The organism is Streptomyces sp. DSM 118878 (assembly GCF_052936595.1).
The window spans coordinates 5,870,310-5,888,079 of record NZ_CP193622.1; the positions used below are offsets into that span (position 1 = coordinate 5,870,310).

Here is a 17,770-nt window from a genome sequence, read left to right on the forward strand (position 1 = left end):
GTCCACATGCAGCACAGTCAGCGTTGCTCCTGGAAGTGACTCGCAGGTGACGCAAGCTGCTGTACCTCATTGCTTGTACTGTCGCTGAGCCCGGCGAGCCCTGAACACCCTGGAGCAGGCCACTGCATATCAGTAGTACTCGCGGATGTACTCCAGGGCCTGCTGGAAGACACCGTCGTTGCGGATCTTGAACTGCACGTACAGCGTCTTACGTAGGGCTTGGCGCACTTCCTGGTCGCCAGCCCGAGTGCCCTGCCATCCTTCGAACCGCACCGCGCGCACGACCTCGTCGATCCGGGCCACGATGTTCTCCACGATGGCCGGGGTCTGGTCAGCCCTGAGGGCCTCGAACAGTTCGGTCAAGGCGGCCTTGCCTCTTTCCTCACGGGGGACGTCGGCGATCTCCTTCTCGGCTGCCACGGTGTCGCGAGCGAGCCTGAGTAGGTCGCGCAGGAAATCCAAGCTGGCCTGCTGGGCGTCGGCATACTTCACGCGCAGGTCGTTCAGACGCTGTCCCAAGGCGACGAACTTCGGGTTGTTCAGGTGCCGGGCGATGCGCCCGGTGATGAACTTCTCGACATTTTCCGGGTCGACCTGGTCGATATTCCCGGTACGCATTAGGTCTTCGATCGTGGTCGCGTCCAGGACGATGGTCTCGCTACTATCGGGGACCTCGACCTGGACGTGCTCGTTTATCAGCTTGATGGTCTTGGCACCCAAGGCATGCCAGACCAGTCGGCCGGAGATGTCCGAGGGGCGCACCGACTGATACACATCGGTCAGCCACCGGTAGTCGTCGCGGTACTCGCTCAACATCGGGTCGGGGCTGAGGGTCTCCCATAGCTGAGAGGCGGTGCTGTAGGCCAGGCCGAAGGCGTCCTTGATCTCCTTGTCCGCGATTGCGGACTGCGCCTGGATCAGCCCCTCATATCCACCCACACTGCGATCCACACCGGGGAAGAAGGCTAGGGCGGCCTTCATGGCCGGCTCCAGCTGGGCTTTGAGTCGTTCGATATTGGAGATGACGTTCTTCACCGACGCCTCGTCGAAGGCGAGGGACTTAGCGACGTCGTCAAACAGGCCCAGGTAGTCGACAACCAGACCATAGGTCTTGTTCGGCGGGTAGACGCGATTCGTACGGCAGATGGCCTGCAGTAGAGTGTGGTCCTTGAGAGGCTTGTCCAGGTATTGACACTGCAGAATCGGGGCGTCGAATCCGGTCAGAAGTTTGGCCGTGACGATCAGGATCTTAAGCGGGTCGGCCGGGTCGTTGAACCGGGCCAAAATACGTTCCTGTTCGCTGGCATCCGGGGTCCACTTGGTCCAGTCAGCTGGGTCTGTGCGAGTCTTGGACATCACGATCGTGGAGGCATCCGGGTCCAGGATCTTGTCAAGCTCGTCCTTATAGGCCACGCAGGAGGTCTTGTCGTAGGCCACAACCTGCGCCTTGAATCCCTCCGGTTCCACCTTCGTGGTGAAGTGCTGCGCGATGTCCTCAGCGATCTGTCGGATACGCTCGGGAGCCTTGATGAGAACCTCGATCGAGGCCGCCTTTTTGGACAGCTTGATCTTCTCGTTCTCGCCCAGGTCGTTGGTCTGTGCTAGCTCGTCGAAGGCCTCGTCGACGGCGTCCTGGTCGATCAGGATGCTCGACAGCCTCGGCTCGAAGTGCAATGGCAAGGTCGCGCCGTCGCGGATGGAGTCGTGGAAGGAGTACCGCGACAAGTAGCCACCTTCGTCGTTGGCCGAACCGAACCACCTGAAGGTGTTGCGGTCACGCTTGTTGATCGGGGTACCGGTCAGGCCGAACAGAAACGCGTTGGGCAGAGCTGCGCGCATTTTGGCACCGTAGTCACCTTCCTGGGAGCGGTGGGCCTCGTCAACCATCACGATGATGTTCCGGCGCGGATCCAGGAGGCCATCGGCTTCGCCGAACTTGTGTATCGTCGTGATGATGATCTTCCGGGCGCCCGCGGTCAGGAGCTCCTGCAGATGCTCACGGGAGTCGGTGGATACCAGGCCCGGCACGTCCGAAGCGTTGAAGGTCCCGGTGATCTGGGTGTCAAGGTCGATGCGGTCGACCACGATCAGAATCGTCGGGCTGGCCAAGCGTGCCATGGCGCGCAGCTTGAGCGAGGAAAAAACCATTAGCAGGGACTTGCCCGAGCCCTGGAAATGCCAGATCAGGCCCTGCTTCTCGGTGCCCCCCAGGACGCGCTCGACGATAAGGTTGGTCGCCTGCAGCTGCTGGAAGCGGGCAACCAGCTTGATCTTGCGGTGTTTGGAATCGGTGGCGAACAGCGTGAAGAACCGCATGAAGTCCAGCACCGTGGCCGGATCGAGCACCCCCTTGACAGCCTCGCGCACGACAGCCAGGCCCTGCTTGGCCGGGACGTCGTTCTCCTTAGTCTCATCCCGCCAGGGCCCCCACAGCTCCACGGGCATGCCCACGGTGCCGTATCGGAATTCCTTGCCCTCACTGGCGAAGGAGAACACATTCGGCACGAAGAACGCCGGAACGCTCTGCTCATAGTCGTCGTGGATCTGGGCGGCGCCGTCGATCCACGTGTAGGCCGGCCGCGTGGGCGACTTGGCCTCACCAACGACAAGCGGGAAACCGTTGCACCACAGCACCAGGTCGAACCTCTTCTCGACCCTGCCCTGCCGCATGGTGACCTCCGTAGAGATCACCCACTCGTTCGCCGACGGGTCGTCAAAGTCGATTAGCCGAACCGTGGTGTGCTCGCCGCTGGGGCCAAAGGGCATCGACTTCTGTCCGGTCAGCCACGCCATGAACGCTTCGTTCAGCACAACCGGGTGCGGGGTCGTGCGGGCAGAGATTAAATTCGCGCGTAGGGCGTAGATGACCTCGTCGGCCTTGTCTTGGGCTGCGGCGATTTCCGGGTTAAGTCGCACGAGCGCAGCCTTTACCGCGTCCTCCAGTATCACCTCGCCCGCGGTACGCGGGAGCTCGACGCCTGGGACGAACCGAATACCCTGCGAGGCCACTCTATCTCGAACGAAATCACGCACCGAGTTGGCTTCGTTGAACCGAGCCATCAGTTGCCTCCGAAGATCTCTGCTAGTACTGAAGAACGCAGCGTGCTGAGTGCCTTGGATTCATCAATGACCCGGTTCCGGACCCGGTCAATTTCAATGACCTGTTCGACTGCGGCTGCTTGTTCGGCTACCGGGAGATCCGGGAACGGCTCTGTTACAACAAGCTGTTTCGAGAGGTTCTTCTGTGCGGCGCCCGCGCCCTTCCCTCGAAGTTCCTCCTGCCGAGAGCGCAGCCAGTAATAGAGAAAATCAGGATCAGCCTTGGATGCATCGGCAACGAGTGCAAGAACTGCCTGGTTTGTGCTCATCGGGGCTGCTAGACGCCCGACCTGCCCCCTAGTCTTACCGTCGCCATACATTGCAACGACAACTGCGCCCTCCGGCACGAGCCACGTGGATGAGCCCGCAAGGCCGGCCTCAGTGATGAACTCTTCCGTTGTCGAAATAGCATCGCCGACTACTTCCCCGGACTTGAGCCACGGGATGTCCCCACCGTAGAACTCTTTGTTCGACCGCGAGGGCGTTGCTCCGCTCCGGGCTGTAAGCACGACGTCGTCGACAGTCAGGTACGACTCAGCCTCCACCTCCAGTAGGGGCGCTTGGCAACTCAACAAGGGATCATCCAATCCTGTGACCGCTTGGCGGTGGCGCTCGATGGCCCAGAGCAGGTCAGCGATTCGCTCTTGCTCATCGAGGGACGGGAGGTCGAACTCATACCTCTGGAAAGGACCCCACAGAAGTCGGGGGTTCATTGACCCCGTCGCCTCCGACGTTGCGTAATCGACAAATCGATCAGAAGAGAGGATGAAAGGAAGAAACTCTTGAAGCAGCCCATTCTCGGGTACTGCGTCGAGAACGTACGTCTTATCAGCGACCACTCCCGAGAAGTTGACGACTCCCATCTTCCGTAGATACGGCCGAGCAGATACGAAGAGAATCTGCCCGGGCTCAAATGCGTATCGGAAGGTCGAACCCATCTGCCCATCACTCGGGTCACCCCAGCGCTCAACGGTGACCGCGTCGCTATCGATGTGTCCCCCAGCGACGTAGCGATCGGTGCCAGCTTCGAGCGGGTCGACCTGCTTACGAGAGCGCCTGACCACGTCGCCAAGTCGGACGCGCTTCCAGGAGGGCTTGTCCAGAAGCAAAGTCACTCGGTCACCCCAGTAGAAATCTTCTCCAAAACCTCACTGATCGCGCTTTCGGTTGCTGCCGTAGTGAGTCGCCATGCCTCAGTAGCTACCGTAATACTCTCAGTGGTTCCTCCGAGGATTTCACGCCCATCTCCGACTACATGCGCGGCAATTGAGAGGGTGTTCCGCTTCGCCGCAATCTCGTCAAGACTTGCAACCGCAGTAAACCCCGGCGAATCTCTGAACGCTCGGTAGGCCTCCAGAATTTTCTTCTGATGTCCCTCTCCGAGGAATGATTGTGCTCCGCTTCGGTAATACTCCCTCTTGGCGTCGACAAACAACACCTTGCGCTGCCGCATTACGGGCTTGTTGCGGTTGAGTACGAGGATAATCGCCTCCATCCCAGAGTTGTAGAAGAGGCCATGCGCGAGACCGATGACGGCTTCAACCAGATCGGACTCAATCATTGCCTGGCGCACGCGTGCTTCAGCTACTCGGTGCAGGACACCGTGGGGCAGCAAAATCGCAGCGCGCCCGGTCTTTGTGTCGAGGCTCTTGGCGATGTGTTGGATGAAGGCGTAGTCCGCGGCGTTCTGGGGCGGTACACCCCAATCGCTGCGTCCGTAAGGGTCCTTGGTGAACGCATCACGGTTCCATGCCTTGATGGAGTAGGGCGGGTTGGCCAGGACGACGTCGAAGGTCTGCAGGCCGCCTTGGGCGTCGAGGAAGGCAGGCTTGCTGAGCGTGTCGCCGTGCGCGATGCGGCTGTCGGTGATGCCGTGCAGGAACAGGTTCATGCGGGCGATGGCGGAGGTCCCGTAGTTGAGCTCCTGCCCGTACAAGCGCAAGTTTCGCCACTCCTTGCCCTGGCGCTTGACCTCTGCGGCGGTGGAGATGAGCATTCCGCCCGTGCCGCAGGTCGGGTCGTAGACCGACTCCCCGGGCTGAGGCTCAAGCATGAGCGTCATCAGGTGCACCAGGGTGCGGTTGGTGTAGAACTCCTGGGCGGTGTGGCCGGAGTCGTCGGCGAACTTCTTGATGAGGTACTCGTACCCGTTGCCGAGCTCGTCTTCAGGCAGGGCCGCGATGGAGAGCGTCTTGGTGGAGAAGTGCTCGATGAGGTCGCTCAGGGTGGAGTCAGGCAGGAGATTCTTGTTGCCCCAGTCGCCGTCGCCGAACACGCCAGGCAGGGTATCGGGGTTGGCGGACTCGATCGCGCGCATCGCTTTCAGGAGCGTTGTGCCGATGTTGATGCTGGTCTCGCGGATGTCGTCCCAGTGGCAGCCGTTGGGGACGACGAAGCGGTGGTTCTCCGGCAGGTTGGCGAGTTCTTCGTCGTCGTAGGTCTCCATCGCGGCAGCGTGCTCTTCGTCATACACGTCGCTAATCCGCTTGAGGAAGACGAGCGGGAAGATGTACTGCTTGTAGTCGCCAGCGTCAATGAGTCCACGCAGTACCGTCGCGGCACCCCACAGATAGGACTCCAGCTCCTGCTGGGTGATGCGGACTCTCATGCGCCTACCTCCTTGATCTGGTCCTGGCCCAGACCCCACTTGGCCAGCTCGACCTCCAGGGCCGCACTCGTCTGATGAGCCCTTACCTGAGCGGCTTCAAGGTTGGCCAGAGCCTCGGCAAGCGTGATCTTCACACCGTCGTCAGAGGGAGCGACGTACAGGTGGCTGTTGAGGTTGTAGTCGTTGGCCTTGATCTCATGGAGGTCGACGACGCGGGAGCGTCCTTCGCGGTCGCGGTAGAGCTCGTAGGCGGCCAGGATCTCGTCAGCGTGCTGGGGCTCGAGTGTGTTCTGATTGCGGCCCTTCTTGTGCAAATCTTCGGCGTTGATGAACAGGACCTTGCCCTGCTCCCGGGGCTCTTTGTTGAGCTTGAGGGTCAGTACGCACGCGGCCAGGCCGGTGCCATAGAACAGTTTCGGGGCTAGGCTGATGACGGCGTCGACGACGTCGGACTTCAGGATGTGGGAGCGAATCTTGGCTTCGGCTCCCTGCTGTCGGATCAGCGCGCCCTGGGGCAGCACAACCGCGACGCGCCCCGTCTTAGGGCTGGCGGAGGTGATCATGTGTTGCACCCAGGCCCAGTCGGCATATTTCTTCGGCGGGACCCCGCCAAGGAGGTTTCGCCCCCAGGGGTCTGAGGTCCACTCGGTTTCGCCCCATTTTTCAAGCGAAAAAGGTGGGTTGGCGATGACGCAGTCGAACTTGGCCAGGTGGTTTCCGGTGTAGAAGGCCGGGGCTCGCAAGGTGTCCTCGCGAGCGATGTTAAAATCCTCCACGCCGTGCAGCAGGAGGTTCATGCGTGCGATCGCAGAAGTGGCCAGGACCTTCTCTTGGCCGTAGAGCTTGCCCCAGAGGGTCTTGGGGCTGCCGCCGGCTGCCTTGATGTGTTGGATGACCTCGATAAGCATGCCGCCTGTCCCGCAAGCAGGGTCGTAGATCGTCTCGCCTTCGCCCGGGTCGAGGATATTGACCAGCAGGCCAACCACGGAACGGGGAGTGTAGTACTCGCCGGCCTTCTTGTTGGACTGGTCAGCAAACCGTTTAATCAGATACTCGTAAGCATTGCCGAACACGTCCGGCGCCACGGCCGCGTTGGACAGCGTACGGGTAGAGAAGTGCTCAATCAGATCGGCGAGCTTGGCGTCGGAGAGCTTGTCCTTATTGGTCCACCCGGCGTTGCCGAAGATGCCATAGAGCGTGTCGGGATTGGCCCTCTCGATCTCGCGGAACGCGGTCTGCAGGGCCTGTCCGATGTTCTCGGTGCGCTCCCGCACGTCGTCCCACAGGCATGCGTCGGGGATAGTGAAACGGTGGTTTTCGGCGAAGGAGGCATACTCGTGGTCGCCGTCGGACTCGTCGAGGGCTGCGGCGTACTCCTCGAGGTAAACGTCGCTGATCCGCTTGAAGAACATCAGCGGGAAGATGTAGGCCTTGAAGTCCGCCTGGTCGACCGATCCGCGCAGCAGGTCAGCGCCCCTGGCGAGGTAGTTCTCGAGCTCGCTCAGGCTCAGGGGGACGTCCAACGACGTGCGCAGGTAGCGCGCGGCTGAACGCATCTCGTCTTCGGTCACTGAACCACGTTCCTAGCGTTACGTCATCGCCTGCGGAGTGGCAGGCGACCTGGAAACTGGGCTAAATCTACGGGATCTCACCTGTACGGTCAGCCGTTGTGCCGCGCACGACAGTGGCAGTGCCAGCTACGCCTGGTCTCACAGCGTTCCTGAGCGGGGTGCTCCCCGTCGGTCGGGCAGCTCTGCCACACCCGGGTTCTCCGAGGGGCGCCAAGGCTCACGACGTGACCCTTTGGGCTTGGCCTTGGCGCCCCTCGGAGGTTCTGGGTATGCCCTCCGGGTGGCCGGCCGATGGGGAGTGGCCCGCGACTCACCCACCGTCCACCCCGACGAAATCCGCACTGTGTGCACATGCGCCCTGCCTCCCCAAAGGGAGGGCCGGGGTTTGGGGCGGAGCCCCAAGGAGGGACGGTGCATGTGCTTACAGCTCGGTGCTGTGGAACGTAGCGGCGGCGGGCGAAGCGCGGGCCGGAGCGGGACGGAGGCAGGAGCGGCGGCCCGCGCAGCGCCCGCCGCCGCGCGGTGAGCGAAGCGAGCCGCCTTGAACCCGTAAAGAAGGTTGTTACTCAGCTCAGTTGGCCATGCGCCACAAGGGTGCCTCGTACTGCTCCGGACGGTTACTGATCAGCAGTTCACGCAGGCTCTCGCGTTGGGTGCCGCTGTAATTGAGGGCTTCGGTGATGCGGCGGAACGTCGTGTGGGTCATTCCGCGGCTGGTGGCTTCCGCCTCGAACACTGCGAGTTGGGCCAGGACGGTGTCCGGGTTCAGGTCCGCCGGCGGCTGGTCCTTGAGCCATGTGGCCTTGTTGCGTTCGTAGTCGATTTCCGAGTAGCCGCAGACCTCGCGGCTGTGGGCCTCGACCTCGTCGAGTGTCTCGGTCGTCATGATGGCGCGGGCGAGCTGGTTGCGGCTGACAGCGTCGTCCAGGTCGACTTCGTGGACCGTCGGGCTCTCGTCCGTGAGGTGGACGGGCAGGCCGGCGTCTCGGATCTCGCAGGTTCCGCGGACACCTCGGGCGGTGGCTGCGAGCATCCCGGTCGCTTCGGAGGGGTGCCAGTCCAGGACCGGGCCGAGTCTGTCCACATCTGCTGCGGTGAAGGTGTGGACGAGGGGGCCGAGTAGGTCGCGGAAGTCGTCTGGGGGGAGTTCGCCGTCGAGCCCGGGGCCAGCGACCAGGAGCCGGACGGGGGTGTTGACCTGGCAGCATGCCGCGAGGGTGAGCGCGTCGGCCAGGGGGCTTTTCAGCGTGGGCTCGTCGCCCCGGGCCAGGATGTCGCCGCCCACGTCCAGGAGATCGATCGACGTGGGGGACAAGTGGCTGATGAGTTCTTCGAGTTGGTGGGTGACGCCTTCCACGCCGTGGTGCGGGTCGAGCAGGGCGAAGGTGTGTGGGAGCTCTGCCGCGAGTCTGGGGAGGGTCGAGCCTGCTGGAGCGACAGGGCGAGCCTCTGCTGGTACCCGCCGTACAGCGGGAGTCATCGGGAGAAGGCCGGTGAAGTTGTCGGCTCCCCGCGGTCCCGGTACCGGGTCGATCAGCAGGCGGTCCCACGCGTACGTGAGGATCACCGCCCGGTCCTCTTCGCCGTAGAGACCCGCGTCAAGCATCGCGGCGGCGACCGTGTCGCCTCCGCCTCCCGCTGCGACGATCAACCGCGTCATGCCTTCAGCCTACGGGTTCCGGGGTTGACCACTCACCCTATAGTGGCCAGAGGCTATAGCCACTTGTCGACCCAGGAGGGGACATGCCGCAGATCGAGGAGACTCAGCCGAAGTATCTCCAGATCGCTCATTACATCCGTGACCAGATCCTGCGTGGTGATCTGCGGCCGGGGGACGAGGTTCCTTCGGAGCGGCAGCTGGCGGCCGACTGGTCCGTTTCCCGGCCGACGGCCGCCCGGTCCCTGGAGGCACTGAGTCATCAGGGCCTGGTCGAGAAGCGTCAGGGTTCGGGTACCTACGTGCGCAGCCTCGAAGTGAACCGACGTGCAAGGGAGTTGTACGGACGGGCACGGCAGACGGGCAAGATCTACACCGCCGGTGAATACGCGGTGATCACGTCGGCCGGCTGGCTGGATGCGCCGGACCATGTGGCCGAAGCGCTGGGGCTGGTCAAGGACCGCCGGGCTGTCCACCGGCGTCGCGTGACGAACAACCAGGATGGGCCGATCAACCTGTCCACCTCGTGGTTCGCGCCGGACGTCGGCCAGCGGGCGCCCAAGCTCCTGGATGCCGAGCGCATCCAGGAGGGGACTCTTATGTACGTCGAGAACATGACCGGTCGACAGGGGAGTTACGCCGAGGACCGCATGTGTGCGCGGCAGGCCACGGACGAGGAAGCGGAGGAACTCCGCCTCGCCCCGGGGTCGGCGGTGCTGATCGTCCACCACGTCGTCTACGACCTCCAGGACCGGCCGCTGGAGTTCGCCGAAGCCACCTATCCGCCGCACCGCTGGGCCTTCGAGCAGGGTTACCCGCTGACCTGAAGTGAGCGGTGGTTCCGCTGAACCGCTTGCATACCCAGAGTGGCCAATGCCACTATCCACAAAGTGGCTAAGGCCACTTGGAGGAGAGGGGGCATGGCGTGACGAGTCAGCGGCCGGACGAGGGGACGCTCAGCAACTGCCGGGGATGCAGAGGGCGCGGATGGAAGCGCGTCGGCTCCCGTACGGCGCTGGCGCTCTCGACGGCCAACGACCGCACCCGTGCCACATCGAAGCGGCGCTGCCTCGACTGCGACGGCAGCGGCAAGGAGTGAGCGCGGATGACCTACACGATCGACCGCTATCCCTGCGAGGACTCGCCGCGATTGGGAGCGATGAACTTGCACCCCACTGCGGAGTCCGTACCGCGGGCCCGGCGCTGGTTCCGGAAGTTCATCGCCCCCTACAACCCGGCCTGTTCGGTCGACGACTGCACGCTGATGATTTCGGAACTGGTCACCAACGCGATCCTCTACGGGCGGTCGGACGAGGGATGGGTCGTACGCGTGGAGTGGTTCCGGGAGGGAACCTCACTCCGTGTGGAGGTGCACAACCCCGGATTCCCGGCGAGCGTGCGTCTTCGCCGGCCGGACGCCAATGACGCGCACGGGCGCGGGCTGCTCCTCGTCGACTCCATCGCCGAGTCGTGGCACTCCGGGCCCAGTCGCTTCGGTGGAACGGTGGTCTCCTTCGTGGTGGCCGATGCCTGGCCTTCCTGAGGGAGGGATGCCCTGCTTCTACTGTCACAGTAGGAATGTCGCTAGTCTGGTTGACCGGTTGACTTGGCCAATCCTGACAGGCGGCGGCGTTCATGGCGTATGAAGTGGAGGCACCCAAGTACGTGCGCCTCGCGCAGACGATTCAACGTCGCATTGAGGACGGGACGTACGCGCCTGGCACGCGGGTCCCCAGCGAGAACCAGCTGGTGCAGTCGTTCGGGATGTCCCGCCCCACGGTCGTGCGGGCCTTGGAGCTGCTGAAGCGGGACGGCTGGCTGGAGTCTCGGCAGGGGTACGGAACGATCGTGCGCGGGCGCCCTGCGGTCGTCGAAGAGAAGGATCGACGCGGGCTCGAAGCTCTGGCGCGCGATGAGTCGCGGACCCCTGGGCGCCTGGTCGACGTCGGTCAAGTGGCCGTGCCGGCGCGCGTGGCCTCGGCTCTGGGGCTGCCCAAGGGGGCCAAGGTGCTCAGGCGCCGGTTCGTGGTGGAAGAGGACGGCGAACCGGTCGAGCTGACCTCGTCGTACTTCCCTGCCGACCTTGTCGACGGTACCGACCTGGCTGACGAGGACGCGCTGACCTCCGGCGTGCGCGAGCACTTGGAGGCGCGCAAGAAGGTCCGCTTCGACCACGTGACGGAGCGGGTGTCCGCACGTTTGGCCGATGCCGCTGAAGCCGAGTTGCTCGGGGGACTGCCTGATGATGTCCCTGTCCTGAGCGTCCTCGTCATCGCCTGCGATGCCTCCGGGCGGGCACTGCAAGTCACTGACGTGCTGCTTCCCGCCGACGGGCATGAACTGGAAGACACCTACCGCCTGAACTGAGCCACCTGACGGGGCCTCAAATCACTTGTGAATCAAGCTTGACAAGTCAACTTGGCATCCTTAACTTCGAACTTGCTAAGTCAACTTGTCAGGTGGCGAGTTGATCGACTCAGAAGGAGAAACCTCTGTGCGTGTGATCCGTGTTGATGCCTCGACCGCCACGATCCTGCTCACCGAAGCGCCGGCGCCGAAGGTGCGCGACCGGCAGACCGGCGAGATCGCCAAGGACGCCGTGAGCGGTGAGGCGCTGATGACCATCGGCGTCGTCTACATCGACGAGGGTGAGTCGTCGCTGATCCAGGTCACCATCCCCGAGAGCGGTGTGACGGACGGCCTGACCGTCGGTGCCCCGGTCTCGCTGCCGGGGCTCGTCGCCCGGCCCTGGCAGAGCGTGTTCAACGGGCGGGAGCGTCACGGCATCGCCTACCGCGCCACGGCCGTCATGGCCGGCGCGTTCCAGATGGCTCAGGCGGGCTGATCGACGTGACCGACCTGGTGACGTTGGCCGAACTGGGCGGACCGCTCGCTGCGATAGGCGGCGCGGCCTACGCCCGGCACGCCCACCCGGCAGCGTACTGGTCCACGGTCGGGCTGCCGCTCTCGGTGGCCCGGCTGGTGGCCTCGTACTCCTCGACCATGGACGCGTGTGGGCTGACCGTCGAGCCGTCCCGCTGGCGGGCGCTGGCCGTCCGGGCCACCACTCGGCGGGAGATTCGGCCGGTTCCCCCGCGCCGCGGAGTGATCCGGCCCAACTCGACGGGCCTCCGCGTAAGGCTGCGGCTCGCCCCCGGGCAGGAACCGGCGGACGTGGCCGCCTCGGCCGAACGGCTCCGGCACGCCTGGGGTGTTCACGCCGTGTACGTGCGGGACGTCAAGCCCGGTGTCGTCGAACTCCGGCTCGTCGGCTACGACGTCTTACGCAAGGTGCGCATGCCGCGCCGCGTCGACAGTGGGCTTCTGCGGGTGCCGGTGGCCCTGCGGGAGGACGCGACCGCGTTCGTCCGCGACTACCGTGCCGTACCGCATGAACTCGTCCTCGGCGCAACGCTGTCCGGCAAGTCCATGTACCTGCGCCACCTCATCACCAGCCTCGCGGCGCAACCCGTTGCCCTCGTCGGCATCGACTGCAAGCGCGGTGTCGAGCTGGCGCCCTTCGCCTCGCGGCTCTCCGCGCTGGCGACCGACCCGGACGAGGCGGCCGAGCTGCTGCCGGTCCTGGTCAAGGAAATGGAGGATCGATACGACCTGATCAAGGCCCGGCAAGGCATCGCGCCCGGCACCCGGGACGAGGAGATCACCTCGGACATCTGGGGCCTGCCCGACGGTGAACGTCCCGTTCCCATCGTGCTGTTCGTCGACGAGGTGGCGGAACTCTTCCTCGTCGCCACCCGCAAGGACGAGGAACGACGGGACGAGATGGTCACCCAGCTCATCCGCCTCGCCCAGCTCGGCCGCGCGGCCGGCATCTACCTCGAAGTGTGCGGACAGCGCTTCGGCGCCGAACTCGGCAAGGGCGCGACCATGCTCCGGGCCCAGCTCACCGGGCGGGTCTGTCACCGCGTGAACGACGAAGCCTCCGCCAAGATGGCGCTCGGCGACATCGCGCCCGAAGCGGTCGACGCTGCCTGTTCCATCGCCCCCGAACTGCCCGGCCTCGCCGTCGTCGGCGACACCTCCGGCGGCTGGTCCCGCATCCGCACCCCGTACTTGTCCCTCGCCGACGCTGCGGCCACCTGCCGGGAATCGGCGCACCTCGCCCCGGACATACCGGCGCTCACGCCCTTCCGGTCGTACGTCCCGCCCGTGCCCGTAGAGGCGTCGGGGACGGCGACCGTTCCCCGCCCGGTGACCGAGTAGCCGTACGCAACCCATCGGCCGGCGTGGCCGTACCGCGCCAAGTCCCTACCCCGCCATGCCCGTAACCGGAAGGAGTGGCGCCGTGCGTTCCCTGCCCGTCCGCCTCGACGCCGTACTCGTCCAAGCCCTGATCGCCGCCGCGCTGTCCTTCGCCCACCTGCACGACCTGGCCGCAGCCGCCGGACAGGACGGCTGGAAGGCGTGGGCCTACCCGGTCTCCGTCGACCTGCTGTTGGTGGCGGCCTGGCGACGACTGCGCTCTGGTGGGTCGAAGGCGGCCGGGTGGTGCTGGTTCCTCGTCGCGCTGACCGCGTCGCTCGGCGCCAACATCGCCACGGCCGGCCTGCTCGACCCGGGCGCCGTACCGGCCTGGCTGCGGATCCTCGTCGCCGGATGGCCCGCGGTCGCCTTCCTCGGCGGCACGCTCCTCGTCCACGGCTCGACCGCAGAGCCTGAAGCGGCCCCGGCTCCGGCTCCGGCTCCGAAGCCTGAGCTGCCCGCCGTCGAAGCGGCACCCGAACCTGCTCCGTCGCCCGCCACTCCCGTTCCGCCGGCCCTCGTCACCCACGCCCGCAAGGTCGCCGACGACCACCGCGCCCGGACCGGAACCCCCATCGACACCCTGACCCTTCGCGCTCGACTCGGCGTCCCCCTACCGCTCGCCGAAGCCATCGCCGCCCAACTCACCTGAACCGGGAGTACTTCCGCCCATGCGTCCGTCCACGCGCCGCGCCCTCAACCGCGCCGCCGAGCTGACCCGCCAGAACCGCCTCACCGAAGCAATGCTCATCGCCGAACCCGTGATCATCACCGCCGACGAGTACGAGGGCGAGGAGATCCGGCAGTGGCTGCTCGACCACGTCGCCGACTTCACCGGCGAGAACCACCCCGACTCGAAGGAGCTGCCCTGATGCCCGCCAACCCGCGTTTCCGCCGTGTCGTCCGCATCGGCCCCGTCCAGGTCGGCACGTACTACGACGGCCGGGGCCGTGAGAAGCACGCCGCCGTGTGCACGGCTCCGCGCTGTGGCTTCTCCGCCGACTACGACAGCCGCACCGCCGCCGAGCTGGCCGCCCGCACCCACCGCTGCCGCGTCCGCTGATCCGCTGAGGAGAACGCCATGACCGTCTCGCTCCCGCTCGTCTTCGTCCTGGGCGTCGTCGCCTGGGCCGCGATCAAGTTCCTCGGTGTCCGCCTCTGGGTCGCCGTCGTGATCGCCCTGTTCGGCTTCTGGCTCTCGCACACCTTCCTCGCCCCCGCCATCGAGACCGGCACCCGCACCGGGGTCGACGTCGTCGACGGCACCGACAAGTGACCAGGAGGTACGCCGTGTTGTTCCGCCCGCAGTTGCCCGAATCCCCGCACGCGCCCACGGCCGTCACCGCGCAGCACCAGGTGCAGGCTCCGGTGCCGTCCGCCGGCCGCCCGCTCACCCCCTATGTGGGTGCGGTCGCCGCGGTGGTCGTCGTCGGCGTCGTCCTCACCGCGCTCCTGGCCGCGGTCGCCGTCACGGCCGTGTCCGTGGCCATCGCCGCCGTGGTCCTGCGCTCCCTCGTCACCGGCGCCACCAGGCGCTGACCGGCCACCGGGGCGGCAACAAGCCGCCAAGCATCCCGCCGCCCCGGGGCCGTCCCTTCCCACCGCCGAAACAGTCGAAAGGAAGTCCCATCATCACCCGGCAGACTCCGCCCCCGCTGGCGGAACTCTCCACGCTGGCCTCCCTCGGCACCCTGCCCGAACTGGCCCGCCAACTCTCCGGCCTGGGCGGCTGCACCCACCCCGTCCGCCTCGACGGCCACCGCACCGAATACGACGTCGACACCCGTACGGGCGAGATCGGCAGCGTCCTGCACCACCTCGACTCGGCCGCCCTGCCCGCCGGTCATCTCCTGGTCCGCTGCAACAACCGCCGGGCCACCCGGTGCGCGGCCTGTGCCGAGGTCTACCGCCGTGACACCTACCACCTGATCACCGCCGGACTGCGCGGCGGCAAGGGCACCCCCGGCCAGGTCGCCACGCACCCGCGTGTCTTCGCCACCTTCACCGCCCCGGGCTTCGGCCCGGTCCACAACCGCCGCACTGACGGCCGCCCCTGCCGCTGCGGCACCCACCACGACCAGGACGACGACGCCCTCGGCACCCCCCTCGATCCGGACCGCTACGACTACGAGGCGGTTGTGCTCTGGAACGCGCATGCCGGGGCCCTGTGGCGGCGCTTCTCGATCTACCTCCGCCGGGAGGTCGCCAAGCGCGCCGGTCTCACCCAGCGCACCTTCAAGGACCACGCGCGTATTTCCTTCGCCAAGGTCGCCGAGTACCAAAAGCGCGGGGCCGTCCACTTCCACGCGGTCATCCGCCTCGATGGCCCGGAAAGCGGCGACACCCCGCCGCCCGGCTGGGCCACCGCCGAGTTACTTACCGACGCCATCCACGCGGCCGCGACCGCCGCACGCGTCGACGGGCCGGTCGTCGACGGCCGGTCCCACACCTTCGCTTTCGGGCGTCAGCTCGACGTCCGTACGATCCGCTCGGCTGACTTCGCTGGCGGCCAGGAGCTGACCGAGCGGGCCGTAGCGGCCTACATCGCCAAGTACGCCACCAAGGGCGCCGAGACCGCGACGGGAGCTCTGGACCGGCCGCTGAAGTTTGCCGCCGAGCTGGCCCAGCTCGACATCAGCGAGCACGCCCGCCGCCTGATCCGAACCGCTTGGGCCCTCGGAGCACGCAAGGACCTCGAACACCTCCGCCTGCGTGCCTGGGCTCACATGCTCGGCTTCCGCGGCCACTTCTCCACCAAGTCCCGCCGCTACTCCACCACCCTCGGCGCTCTCCGCACCGCCCGCGCCGACTGGCGACGGGCCCAGACGGCTCCGCCCGTCCCGCAGGACGGCGACAGCACGCTCGTCCTCGCCCACTGGGTGTTCGCCGGCACCGGCCTCAGTGCTGCGGAGAGCTGGCTCACCGCGTCTCTCGAACCTGCCATCGGAACGGAAGGAGAACCGACATGGACCACCGCCACGACGAGCTGATGACTGTCCGCCAGGTGCTCGACGAACTGGGTGGTGTCTCTCGACGGACCTTCTACCGCTGGCGGGAGCTGGGGTTGGGGCCTGAGGCGTTCAAGCTCCCCAACGGAGAGCTCCGGATCTGGCGGAGCGACTTCGCCACGTGGCTGCGACAAATGGAGGCGGCGGCGTGAAGTCCCTCGACGTGAAGGTCTGGGGCGTCCGAAAACGGGACACCAAAACGCCTTCGTACGGCGTCCGCTGGTCCGTGGTCGGCAATGTCTTCTCCGAGTCCTTCCGCACCAAGGCGCTCGCCGACCACTACCGCACGAAGCTGATGCGGGCGATGCGCGATGGCGAGGAGTTCGACACTGAGTCGGGCCTTCCGGCCTCGATGGAAGAGAAGAAGTCGGCCGTGTCGTGGTACGCCTTCGCCCTCAGGTACCTCGCCATGAAGTGGCCTCATGCCGCCCCCAACACACGGGACGGCATCAACGAATCGCTCACCAGCGTGACGGTGGAGCTCCTCGACGACCGCGCCGGACGTCCGTCCGATGAGGCGATCCGCAAGGCGCTCCGCAACTGGGCCTTCGTCTTGCCGGGGCCCGACGATCGGGAAGTCCCGGACGACGTGCGGAACGTTCTCCACTGGGTGTCCAAGGCCTCTCGACCGCTCGCCGACCTCGCTGAGCCCGCCACGGCCCGCGCGGTCCTCGACTCGCTGAAACTCAAGCTCGACGGCACGGCAGCCGCGGCGGAAACCGTGCGGCGTAAGCGTCGGACGCTGGTCAACGCCGCGAACTACGCGGTCGACCTGGGGGAGCTGCGGGAGAACCCCGTCACGGCGGTCCGCTGGCAGAAACCGAAGGTGTCCAACCAGGTGGACCCGCGCGTCGTCGCCAACCCGGAGCAGGCTCGCAACCTCCTGGCGGCCGTCTCCTATGTGGGCGGATACCGGCGTGCCCGCGGCCGTCGTCTCGTGGGTCTGTTCGCCGCCATGTACTTCGGCGGTCTCCGGCCGGCGGAAGCGGTTGGCCTCGTCGAGACGGACCTGATCCTTCCCGAACGGGGTTGGGGCTCGGCCCTGCTCCACCGGACCCGCCCGTCGGTCGGCAAGCAGTGGACCGACTCGGGGGAGACCCATGACGACCGCGGGCTGAAGAACCGACCGACCGAGGACGTGAGGCGGGTGCCGATCCCGCCTCACCTCGTCGCCGTGCTCCGCGAGCATCTGGCCACCTTTGGTACGGCTGACGACGGACGGCTGTTCTTCAGCGAGAAGGGTTCGGTCGTTCCGTCCTCGACCTACTACCGCGTGTGGCAGGAGGCGCGGCTCCTCGCGCTCCCGCCGGCCGCCGCGTCCTCGCCGCTCGCGAGTCGGCCGTACGACCTCCGTCACTCGGCGCTGTCGACGTGGCTCAACGCCGGCGTTGACCCCACCGAGGTGGCCGAGCGCGCAGGCAACAGTGTGGAGGTCCTTCTGACCCGCTACGCGAAGTGCCTCGACGGACGGCAGGACGTCGCCAACCGGCGTATCGAGGACTTGCTTCGCGAGTACGAGTGACACGCTTGCCCGCATCCGAGGCCCCTGGCATCGCGTCCAGGG

Annotated in this window: 19 protein-coding genes; 14 read left to right on the plus strand and 5 right to left on the minus strand. The window is 65.9% G+C overall.

Going from position 1 to position 17,770, the window contains the following annotated elements; translation table 11 throughout:
* Nucleotides 1-129: 129 nt before the first annotated feature.
* The 5 genes from ACRAKF_RS26195 to ACRAKF_RS26215 form a co-directional block, all read right to left on the minus strand.
* A complete protein-coding gene (locus ACRAKF_RS26195; RefSeq protein ID WP_447039997.1) occupies nt 130-3,060 on the minus strand; it encodes a type I restriction endonuclease subunit R in 2,931 nt (976 codons plus the stop codon).
* Nucleotides 3,060-4,214 carry a restriction endonuclease subunit S gene (locus ACRAKF_RS26200; protein WP_447039998.1) on the minus strand — a complete coding sequence of 385 codons (1,155 nt, stop codon included), beginning with the start codon at nt 4,212-4,214 and terminating at the stop codon, nt 3,060-3,062. Before ACRAKF_RS26200 ends, ACRAKF_RS26195 begins: the two co-directional genes overlap by 1 nt.
* Complete coding sequence (locus tag ACRAKF_RS26205) at nt 4,211-5,707, minus strand: type I restriction-modification system subunit M (protein WP_447039999.1); 1,497 nt, start codon at nt 5,705-5,707, stop codon at nt 4,211-4,213. The genes ACRAKF_RS26200 and ACRAKF_RS26205 overlap by 4 nt, the downstream gene beginning before the upstream one ends.
* On the minus strand, nt 5,704-7,278 hold the full coding sequence (locus ACRAKF_RS26210; protein ID WP_447040000.1) for an N-6 DNA methylase: 1,575 nt from the start codon (nt 7,276-7,278) through the stop codon (nt 5,704-5,706). The genes ACRAKF_RS26205 and ACRAKF_RS26210 overlap by 4 nt, the downstream gene beginning before the upstream one ends.
* Nucleotides 7,279-7,849: 571 nt before the next feature.
* The gene (locus ACRAKF_RS26215; RefSeq protein ID WP_447040001.1) at nt 7,850-8,938 is read right to left on the minus strand and encodes a DUF1152 domain-containing protein; all 1,089 of its coding nucleotides are present in this window, start codon (nt 8,936-8,938) and stop codon (nt 7,850-7,852) included.
* 83 nt (nt 8,939-9,021) lie between these two features.
* On the opposite strand from ACRAKF_RS26215, the gene ACRAKF_RS26220 reads away from it, so the two are divergent.
* The 14 genes from ACRAKF_RS26220 to ACRAKF_RS26285 all read left to right on the plus strand — a co-directional run bounded on the left by ACRAKF_RS26220 (nt 9,022) and on the right by ACRAKF_RS26285 (nt 17,728).
* A complete protein-coding gene (locus ACRAKF_RS26220; RefSeq protein WP_447040002.1) occupies nt 9,022-9,762 on the plus strand; it encodes a GntR family transcriptional regulator in 741 nt (246 codons plus the stop codon).
* Between the two features lie 98 nt (nt 9,763-9,860).
* Complete coding sequence (locus ACRAKF_RS26225) at nt 9,861-10,034, plus strand: hypothetical protein (RefSeq protein ID WP_402159407.1); 174 nt, start codon at nt 9,861-9,863, stop codon at nt 10,032-10,034.
* 6 nt (nt 10,035-10,040) lie between these two features.
* Nucleotides 10,041-10,478 carry an ATP-binding protein gene (locus ACRAKF_RS26230; RefSeq protein WP_447040003.1) on the plus strand — a complete coding sequence of 146 codons (438 nt, stop codon included), beginning with the start codon at nt 10,041-10,043 and terminating at the stop codon, nt 10,476-10,478.
* 92 nt (nt 10,479-10,570) lie between these two features.
* Nucleotides 10,571-11,302: a GntR family transcriptional regulator gene (locus tag ACRAKF_RS26235; protein WP_447040004.1), complete on the plus strand. Its 732-nt coding sequence runs from the start codon at nt 10,571-10,573 to the stop codon at nt 11,300-11,302.
* Nucleotides 11,303-11,429: 127 nt separating this feature from the next.
* Nucleotides 11,430-11,780 (plus strand): SCO3933 family regulatory protein, encoded by a 351-nt coding sequence (locus tag ACRAKF_RS26240; RefSeq protein ID WP_447040005.1) that lies wholly within the window; start codon nt 11,430-11,432, stop codon nt 11,778-11,780.
* A 5-nt stretch (nt 11,781-11,785) separates the two neighbouring features.
* Nucleotides 11,786-13,159, plus strand: a complete 1,374-nt coding sequence (locus tag ACRAKF_RS26245; protein ID WP_447040006.1) for an FtsK/SpoIIIE domain-containing protein — start codon at nt 11,786-11,788, stop codon at nt 13,157-13,159.
* Between the two features lie 82 nt (nt 13,160-13,241).
* Nucleotides 13,242-13,850 (plus strand): DUF2637 domain-containing protein, encoded by a 609-nt coding sequence (locus ACRAKF_RS26250; RefSeq protein WP_447040007.1) that lies wholly within the window; start codon nt 13,242-13,244, stop codon nt 13,848-13,850.
* Nucleotides 13,851-13,869: 19 nt separating this feature from the next.
* A complete protein-coding gene (locus ACRAKF_RS26255) occupies nt 13,870-14,070 on the plus strand; it encodes a hypothetical protein (RefSeq protein WP_447040008.1) in 201 nt (66 codons plus the stop codon).
* A complete protein-coding gene (locus ACRAKF_RS26260) occupies nt 14,070-14,261 on the plus strand; it encodes a mobile element transfer protein (RefSeq protein ID WP_360246300.1) in 192 nt (63 codons plus the stop codon). Before ACRAKF_RS26255 ends, ACRAKF_RS26260 begins: the two co-directional genes overlap by 1 nt.
* Before the next feature lie 18 nt (nt 14,262-14,279).
* Nucleotides 14,280-14,474: a hypothetical protein gene (locus ACRAKF_RS26265; protein ID WP_130438825.1), complete on the plus strand. Its 195-nt coding sequence runs from the start codon at nt 14,280-14,282 to the stop codon at nt 14,472-14,474.
* Between the two features lie 17 nt (nt 14,475-14,491).
* Nucleotides 14,492-14,737 (plus strand): SpdD protein, encoded by a 246-nt coding sequence (locus ACRAKF_RS26270; RefSeq protein WP_447042181.1) that lies wholly within the window; start codon nt 14,492-14,494, stop codon nt 14,735-14,737.
* A 116-nt stretch (nt 14,738-14,853) separates the two neighbouring features.
* Nucleotides 14,854-16,188, plus strand: coding sequence for a replication initiator (locus ACRAKF_RS26275; protein WP_447042183.1), 1,335 nt, complete (start codon nt 14,854-14,856; stop codon nt 16,186-16,188).
* Nucleotides 16,164-16,358 (plus strand): helix-turn-helix transcriptional regulator, encoded by a 195-nt coding sequence (locus ACRAKF_RS26280; RefSeq protein WP_447040009.1) that lies wholly within the window; start codon nt 16,164-16,166, stop codon nt 16,356-16,358. The genes ACRAKF_RS26275 and ACRAKF_RS26280 overlap by 25 nt, the downstream gene beginning before the upstream one ends.
* Entirely contained in the window at nt 16,355-17,728 is a 1,374-nt protein-coding gene (locus ACRAKF_RS26285; protein ID WP_447040010.1) for a tyrosine-type recombinase/integrase, read from the plus strand. Before ACRAKF_RS26280 ends, ACRAKF_RS26285 begins: the two co-directional genes overlap by 4 nt.
* Nucleotides 17,729-17,770: the final 42 nt, after the last annotated feature.